We start from the raw sequence: 7,832 nt of genomic DNA, 5'->3' as shown, positions 1-7,832 counted from the left end.
GCATGACGGCGTCTATCAGACCGCCGAGGCACACCCCATTCTGCGCGGCGGCGGCCCGGCCGATTACTTCGAAGTCAGCGCCGAGCAGAACTTCAAGATGTACCGGCCAGGTTAATCACACGCACTGCCGTAACAGCTTGGGACTCGCTTAAGGCATCTGCCACGGTGCAGTCCAGAATGTCATTCTCTCTTACTGGCTCCCCTTCCGTCTCGCCGGCCCACGCGGTGCTTTTTCTCATCGACGTGGTGCCGGCTCATGCGTGCGTGCATGCACGATCCGCGGTATGTGCTTTACCACGTGACTACCTTGGATGACTGTCAACGGACATGACTTCACAAAATCCTTTGAAGATTGTATAAAATATAAAACCAACAAGATCGAGCGAAGGTGGCTTATGAAACGTGTGCACGTCATCGATTCCCACACCGCGGGTGAACCGACACGATTGGTCATGGAGGGCATCCCCACACTTTCCGGTAACACCATCGCCGATAAATGCGATGACTTTCGCGACAATCACGATGCATGGCGCCGGGCCCTCATGCTGGAGCCGCGTGGGCACGACGTGCTGGTCGGCGCGCTGTACTGCGAGCCCGAGTCCAGCGATGCCAGTTGCGGGGTCATCTTCTTCAACAACAGCGGTTATCTCGGCATGTGCGGTCACGGCACCATCGGGCTGGTGGCGTCGCTACACCACTTGGGACGAATGACACCGGGCTGCCATAAGATCGATACCCCGGCGGGGCCCATCAACGCCACGCTTCACGGGGACGGCGCCGTGACCGTACGCAATGTCCTCTCCTACCGTCATCGCCGCCAGGTCCCTGTCGAGGTGCCGGGGTACGACATCGTACATGGCGACATTGCCTGGGGCGGCAACTGGTTCTTCCTGGTCAGCGATCACGACATGACCCTCGAACTCGATAATGTCGAGGCTCTCACCGACTACACCTGGGCCATTCGACAAGCGCTGGAAGCCCAATCGATTACCGGGGAAAACGGCGGCGTCATCGACCACATCGAACTCTTCTGCGACGACCGCGAGGCCGACAGCCGAAATTTCGTGCTGTGTCCCGGCAAGGCTTATGACCGCTCGCCCTGTGGCACCGGCACCAGCGCCAAGCTCGCCTGTCTCGCCGCCGATGGCAAGCTGGCGCCGAGGCAGATCTGGACACAGGCGAGTATCTGCGGCGGCCAGCTCGAGGCCTCCTACGAATGGGAAGGCGATCGCATTCGCCCCTCGATCAAGGGACGCGCCTATCTCAGCGCCGACGCCACCTTGCTAATCGACGAACAGGACCCGTTCGCCTGGGGAATCACGCGTCAGTGATCCATCTTATCTCGACGATTCAGCGCCGGGCATTACAGCGATGCCGCTGCGCTGAGCCCCTTGCATGCAATGAACCAACTCTCGAGGAACAACGATGAACGATGCCATCTTTACCGGTTGCATTCCCGCATTGATGACGCCCTGCACCGCCGACCGTCAGCCAGATTTCGACGCCCTGGTCGCCAAGGGTCGTGAACTGATCGAACTGGGAATGAACGGCGTGGTGTACTGCGGCTCCATGGGCGACTGGCCTCTTCTAAGCGAAGCGCAGCGTCAAGAAGGCGTTGCACGCCTGGTCGGGGCCGGCATTCCGACCATCGTCGGCACCGGTGCGGTCAACTCCAAGGAAGCCGTCTCCCATGCTGCTCATGCGGCCAAGGTCGGTGCCGATGGACTCATGGTCATTCCCCGCGTGCTGTCCCGCGGCACGTCCGCCACCGCGCAGAAGGCTCACTTCTCGGCCATTCTCGACGCCGCACCCAATCTGCCGGCAGTGATCTACAACAGCCCTCACTACGGCTTCGCCACCCGTGCCGACCTGTTCTTCGAGCTTCGCGCCAAACACGCGAACTTGATCGGCTTCAAGGAGTTTGGGGGCGCCAATGACCTGCGTTACGCGGCGGAGCACATCACCTCACAGGACGCTGACGTCACCCTGATGGTCGGTGTCGACACCACCGTCTACCACGGCTTCGTCAACTGCGGCGCCACCGGTGCCATCACCGGTATCGGCAACGCTCTGCCCCGCGAAGTGTTGCACCTTGTCGCACTCAGCAAGAAAGCGGCCGAGGGAGACGTCACCGCTCGCCGCCTGGCCAGGGAGCTCGAAGAAGCGCTCGGCGTACTGTCCTCCTTCGACGAAGGCGCCGATCTGGTGCTCTACTACAAGCATCTGATGGTGCTCAACGGCGAGAGCGAGTACGCGCTGCATTTCAACGAGAGCGACGTGCTCAGCGACGCCCAGCGACGCTATATCGAAACCCAATACGAGCTGTTCCGTACCTGGTACGCGAACTGGTCTGCCGCCCTCGACGATGCCTGAACGAGACACCTCCATCTAGACGCCATAGGTGTCGCCGCACCGACATGCCGGGAGGTCTACGATGACCGGCCTCCCGGCTTCCCTTCCCGATACAACAAGCCGAGCGCTCTCGCATGGCGCGGTCTGAACGCGACGTTCCATGTCCTCATCTTGGACATTCATTGCAGTTTGTATACAGTATGCAAATTCCAATCTTCGGCAGGGGCCGGCCATGGCGACTTACAAGACACGAGCGCAATTCGTCGCGGATGATCTACGCGGGCGTATCCTTGGCGGAGAATTCAAAGGCGGCACCCAGCTGCGCCAGGACGCCTTGGCCAAAGACTACGACGTCAGCCGCATCCCCGTTCGTGAAGCCTTGCTGACACTAGAGTCCGAGGGGCTGGTCGAATTTCACGCCCACCGGGGAGCCTTCACTACCGAGCTTTCCGTGGCCAAGATCCGCGAACTTTTCGACCTTCGCGTTTTGCTCGAGACCTACGTACTGCGTCATGCCATCAACGGGCTCACCGACACAGACCTGAAAAAGGCCGAAGACACCCTCCTCGAGTATGACCAGGCGCTGAATTCCGGCGGCGATATCGATAACTGGAGCGAGTACAACTTCGCCTTTCACCAGGCGCTTTACGCCCCGGCCGAGCTACCTGAAACCCTCTCCCTGATCAGCCAATTGAACACCAAGTCCGATCGCTATATTCGCATGCAGTTGGTCTACACCCAGGAAATCGAGAAAGCCGAGCAGGAACATCGCGGACTCCTCGAACTGGCCCGTCAAGGCGATGCCGACCAAGCCTGTGAGTTGTTGAAGACGCATATCCAGGAAGCCTGCGAAGGCATCGTCGCGCTGCTCGAAGAGCGCGCTAAACAGCCCGAAACATCATGATCGGCGCATCATAAACCGGCTATCGCCCATCAAGCGCAAGCGTTTCTCTTCATTACTGCCCAATCACCAAGCGTCGGACCTTCGGCCATCACCCGACCCAGTGCCGGCGCGTCGGTGCATTCTCGCTTTTACTCGCTCGGAGTGCCCCTGGGCGCCACGGCAGGCCCCATCCGTTACGCTATCCCGCAGTCGTCCGCTACCGATGATGTCATTCACGCGTCGCGTCACGACTTTGGTCGAGTTCCGTCTTGAAGCTGGCAACGACATATCTTATATTTTATACAATCGACAAATACAAATTGGTCTGTCAGTTGAGGGATCCCTATGGGCTCATATGGCCAAGCCTTCCAAGACGACACTCACCATGCCGACGTCACCGTTATCGGCGCCGGTGTGGTTGGTATTGCAAGTGCTCTCGCGCTGAGCCGGAAGGGCTTGAAAGTGCTGGTGGTAGACAAGCAAGCGCCAGGCATGGGGGCTTCCTTTGGCAATGCGGGACACATGGCCACCGAGCAGGTCTTTCCCATCGCCGATGCCTCGATTCTCAAACGCCTGCCTAGCATGCTGATGGACCCCATGGGGCCACTGCACCTGGACTGGCGTTACCTTCCCAAGGCGCTGCCTTGGTTCACTCGATTATTGCTGAATCTACGCCAAGCGCCCTACCAGAACAGCGTGAGTGGTATCCGCGCGCTCAACGAGGTAAGCCTAAGTGCCTGGCGTCGACTGCTTGAATCGGTCGATGGCAACCATCTACTGAAGGAAGACGGATCCTTCATGGTCTACGAGCAGGCAGACTCGCGCGCCGAACTGGAGGCACTGCAGACCTGCATGTCGGAACAAAGCGTGGCGGTTGAGCATTGGCGGGGAGACGCGATTCGCGACATTGCCCCGCAGCTCGCCGACTCGATTCGCGGCGGCCTGTTCTTTCCTGCGACCGGCCACGTCGTCGACCCGCTCTTGGTCGCACAACGTCTGGTAGCAGCGGCCAAGGCCGAGGGCGTCAAGTTCTGCCAGGGCGAGGTCGTCTCCGGCCATGTTAACTCCCATGGCGTCACGCTCGAGACAACCGCCTTGGGGCGGCTTCATGGACGCCAGGCATTGGTAGCCTGCGGGGCACACTCGGCAGCGCTTACCGCCAACCTCACTGGCACGCGGGTACCGTTGGACACCGAGCGCGGCTATCACCTGATGCTGCCCGGCGAGCAGTCGCGTCTACCCACGGCGGTGACGTCACTGGAGCGCCGTTTCATCATGACGCCGATGTCAGAGGGCCTGCGCCTGGCGGGTACCGTCGAATTCGCGGGCCTCAAGCGGCCGCCCAACATGGCACGGGCCTGGCAGCTGCATCGCTTGAGCCAGGGCCTTTTCAAAACACCTCTCGATGCCGCAGAGGCAACGCCCTGGATGGGTTTTCGCCCTTCCCTGCCCGATTCGCTGCCCGTCATCGATAGCGCAAAAGACGGCAGGGTGCTGCTGGCTTTCGGGCATCACCATCTGGGACTTACCCAAGCCGCGGTGACGGCCGAACTTATAGCCGGGCTGGCAATGCCAGGAGCGGCGGAGGCCGACGCGTCCCGACGCGCTCTCCCTGCTACCGACCAAGCACTTCCCGAGTTGCCCCCCTATCGGCTCGATCGCTTCTAGACGCAATCCCCTCAATTCAGACAACAAGACCAAAGGAGATATCATGTCCTCATCCAATGCCCCGAGGCTACCCAGCATGGCCGAAGTGCTGACCATCATGGTGGGCTTCATCGCCATCATGTTCCTCAGCATCAACGTGCTCGGCCTCCCCATTCAGCTTGCGCTGTTCGCTTCCTGGTTTCTGGTCATGGCACTCGGCCTGAAGCTCAAGATGCCCTACGCCCCCATGCAGGAAGGCCTCATCGACGGCATTCACAATGGCATGGAAGCAGTGCTGGTTCTCACCACCGTCGGCGCCCTGATCGGCACCTGGATCGCCGGGGGCATCGTGCCCAGCATCATCTACTACGGGCTGACGGTGATGAACCCGCAGATATTCCTGTTCGCCGCCTTCGTCATCTGCGCCCTGACCTCGCTATCCACCGGTACCTCTTTCGGTACTGCAGGCACCGCCGGCGTCGCCATGATGGGGATCGGTCATAGCTTCGGCATTCCGCTCCCGTTGGTGGCCGGCGCCGTCATCTCCGGCGCTTACGTCGGCGACAAGATGTCGCCGCTGTCCGACACCACGGTGATGACCGCATCACTATGCAAGGTCAATCTGATTGACCACATTCGTTCCATGATGACGGTAAGCGCACTCGCCATTCCGATCGCATCAATTCTGTTTCTGGTCGTCGGCTTCTTTTATGTCAGTGGCGATGTGGACACCTCGCGCGCCACTGTCGCCATGCAAGCACTAGAAACCAATTTCACCATCAGCCCGTGGCTACTGCTGCCGGCGGTGATCGTGATCGGGCTGCTGACCCGCCGCTACCCGGCCATTCCAGTCATCACCTTCGGCGCCGTCCTGGGCAGTATCTGCGCCTGGTGGGCCCAAGGTATCGGCCCCATCGATGCCATTCGCATCGCCTATGTAGGCAACGACATGCAGTCCGACGTGGAGTTTCTAAACACGCTGCTCAACCGTGGCGGCATCGAGTCCATGCTCAGTGTCGTGGCGTTGATCCTGTTTGCCTTGGGCCTCGGCGGCCTGATGAGCCAAGTGGGTATCCTCAAAACGATCAGCAATGGCTTCTTGCGCTGGGCCAATAACCCGGGACGCTTGACGGTCTCGACCATGCTGGGTGGCTTCTTCGGTAACTTCTTCGGCGGCGCAGCCTACGTTTCGCTGATCACCGCCAGCACCATCACCGGGAAGAATTACGACGACCAAGGCGTTGATCGGCGGGTGCTCTCGCGTAATGCCGAAGCGGGCGGCACCATCACTACTCCAATGGTGCCCTGGACCGACGGCGGTGTGTTCATGGCCACTACTCTCGGCGTCTCAACCATGACCTACCTGCCCTTCCTCTGGTACCACATGCTAGTGATCGTGATCTCGATCTTCTATGGCTACGCCAACATCGCCATCTGGAGAACCCAGCCCAAGACCGAGGCACAAGACGACGCCAACACGCGACAGAACTTCCAAGCCTCGTGACACGGCACCGATAGTTCTCTCGTCACCTGATCAGCCCTGCCCCGTGCAGGGCTTTTTGCGGCCGCAAGGGGCTTTCCACCACCCAGCCGCTACCTCATGAGCCACGCGTTCTGCATGATACACTAGTGCTCACTTTCGTATCCGCAAGGCAGGACGCGCGCATGTCCCTCGATGATCTTCACCTCAATCTTCGCAATCTGACGCCCGAGGACTATCCGCAGCTCAAGACGCTGATGGACCGGGTCTATCACGATATCGGCGGCGCCTGGCCCAAGCGCACCATCGAGCGACTGATCAGCGAGTTCCCCGACGGACAGATCGTCATCGAGGACGACGAGACCCTCGTTGGCGTAGCCCTGACCGCCCGCGTCGACTACGAGGAATTTTCCAACCCGCACCGCTACGACGACCTGATGGATCAACGGGAGATCATCCTCAACGCTCCCGAGGGCGACGCCATGTATGGCCTGGACGTGTTGATCGATCCGGCTTATCGCGGCTATCGGCTCGGCAGACGCCTCTACGAAGCCCGCAAGGATCTGTGTAAGTCACTGAATATGCGCGCCATCCTGGCCGGCGGCCGAATTCCCAACTACCACCAGCATGCCAGCGAAATGTCGCCGGCCGAGTACCTGGATCAGGTCTCGCGCAAGGAGATTCACGACCCCATCCTGTCGTTCCAGTTGGCCAATGACTTCCAGGTCAAGCGGCTGTTGCGCAAGTATCTGCCGGAAGATGAAAAGTCCCAGGGCTACGCGACCCTGCTGGAGTGGAACAACATCCTCTTCGAGCCCGCCGAATCGGTGCTCGATACCCGCAAGACGCAGGTGCGAGTGGGCGCGGTGCAATGGCAGATGCGCGAGTTCTCCTCGGTGGAGGCGGTGCTGCAACAGGCCGAATACTTCATCGATGCACTCTCGGATTACCAGAGCGACTTCGCGATCTTCCCGGAGCTCTTCAACGCTCCGCTGATGGGCCTGCAGGATCGCGCCGCCCAGCAGGATCAAATCGCGGCCATCCGCTTCCTGGCCGGCTTCACCGCACACTTCAAGACCGAGCTGTCACGCATGGCAGTGTCCTACAATATCAATATCATCGCCGGCTCGATGATCGAGGAGCACGACGACGGGCATCTCTACAACATCTCTTATCTCTTCCACCGCGACGGCGACATAGAGGCCCAAGCCAAGCTGCACATCACGCCCCAGGAGCGCCGCGACTGGATCATCGAAGGCGGTGACGACCTGCGCGTCTTCGACACCGATGCCGGTCGAATCGGCATTCTGATCTGCTATGACGTCGAATTTCCGGAACTCTCGCGCCTGCTCGCCGATCAGGAAATGGATATCCTCTTCGTGCCGTTCTGGACCGATACCAAAAACGGTTATCTGCGAGTACGCCACTGCTCTCAGGCGCGCGCCATCGAAAACGAATGCTACGTGGTAC

At 60.1% G+C, this 7,832-nt stretch carries 6 protein-coding genes; all 6 read left to right on the top strand.

Annotation, left to right across the window (positions count from 1 at the left end; all coding sequences use genetic code 11):
* Nucleotides 1-395 precede the first annotated feature (395 nt).
* Nucleotides 396-1,331 carry a 4-hydroxyproline epimerase gene (locus OP496_RS16085; protein ID WP_280564810.1) on the top strand — a complete coding sequence of 312 codons (936 nt, stop codon included), beginning with the start codon at nt 396-398 and terminating at the stop codon, nt 1,329-1,331.
* A gap of 94 nt (nt 1,332-1,425) precedes the next feature.
* A complete protein-coding gene (locus OP496_RS16080; RefSeq protein WP_280564809.1) occupies nt 1,426-2,373 on the top strand; it encodes a dihydrodipicolinate synthase family protein in 948 nt (315 codons plus the stop codon).
* Between the two features lie 211 nt (nt 2,374-2,584).
* Nucleotides 2,585-3,256 (top strand): GntR family transcriptional regulator, encoded by a 672-nt coding sequence (locus OP496_RS16075; RefSeq protein WP_280564808.1) that lies wholly within the window; start codon nt 2,585-2,587, stop codon nt 3,254-3,256.
* A 324-nt stretch (nt 3,257-3,580) separates the two neighbouring features.
* Nucleotides 3,581-4,903, top strand: a complete 1,323-nt coding sequence (locus tag OP496_RS16070) for an FAD-dependent oxidoreductase (protein WP_280564807.1) — start codon at nt 3,581-3,583, stop codon at nt 4,901-4,903.
* Nucleotides 4,904-4,946: 43 nt separating this feature from the next.
* Nucleotides 4,947-6,386 carry a Na+/H+ antiporter NhaC gene (nhaC, locus tag OP496_RS16065; protein WP_280564806.1) on the top strand — a complete coding sequence of 480 codons (1,440 nt, stop codon included), beginning with the start codon at nt 4,947-4,949 and terminating at the stop codon, nt 6,384-6,386.
* Between the two features lie 161 nt (nt 6,387-6,547).
* On the top strand, nt 6,548-7,832 hold a 1,285-nt coding region (locus OP496_RS16060), incomplete at its 3' end, for a GNAT family N-acetyltransferase (protein ID WP_280564805.1).

Origin of the sequence: Chromohalobacter sp. 48-RD10 (assembly GCF_029889785.1) — a bacterium.
In the GTDB taxonomy this organism is placed as follows: domain Bacteria; phylum Pseudomonadota; class Gammaproteobacteria; order Pseudomonadales; family Halomonadaceae; genus Chromohalobacter.
This window is presented reverse-complemented; position numbering and strand designations above follow the sequence as displayed.